Consider the following 564-nt stretch of genomic DNA (forward strand, 5'->3'; position numbering starts at 1 on the left):
CCCACGCCCACGGTCCCACGCCCACGGTGCCGATCTCGGGCGACTCGATCAGCACGATCTCGCAACCGACCGGGTTGGCCGGCCCGGCCGGCTGCGTGCCGAACACCTGGCTGAGCGGCGCGGCGGCCATCCAGCCGGCGCTGCCGCCGCCGACGATGACGATGCGGCGGATGGCTTGGTCGTTCATGGCTTGACTGCCTCCATGGCTGGGGCACGGACGTGCCGATCTATGAAGGCGCCGTGGTCAGGCATGCCGTCCACGGTCTGCGAGATGGCCGCGCGAAGACGCTGGAAGTGCGCGCGTAGCGCTTGTTCGTCCACCTGTCGCAGCAACGGGTCGTGGCGCTCCGGCCAGCAGCCGAGGCCCAGGAACAGCGATACCCAGGAAGGCTCAGCGAAGCTGTCCGGATCGAGGATGGCGACGCGACCACTGCGGCGGAAGAGTTCGATCTGGTGGCTCAAGGCGTCCGGGATCGACATGGCCGCGCAGTAGCGCCAGAACTCGCTGTCGTCGCGCTTCGTCAGCTTGTAGTGCAGCACGATGAAGTCGCGGATGGACTCGTA

At 67.9% G+C, this 564-nt stretch carries 2 protein-coding genes; both read right to left on the reverse strand.

Translation table 11 applies throughout. From position 1 onward, the window contains the following. Positions 1-187: tryptophan 7-halogenase (locus tag AC1DU6_RS35250; protein WP_477863214.1), on the reverse strand; the 187-nt coding region annotated here is incomplete at its 3' end. Further along, a partial coding sequence (locus AC1DU6_RS35255) for a tryptophan 7-halogenase (protein ID WP_477863216.1) occupies positions 184-564 on the reverse strand: 381 nt, incomplete at its 5' end. The genes AC1DU6_RS35250 and AC1DU6_RS35255, both read right to left, overlap by 4 nt.

Source organism: Roseateles sp. P5_B10 (assembly GCF_056400485.1).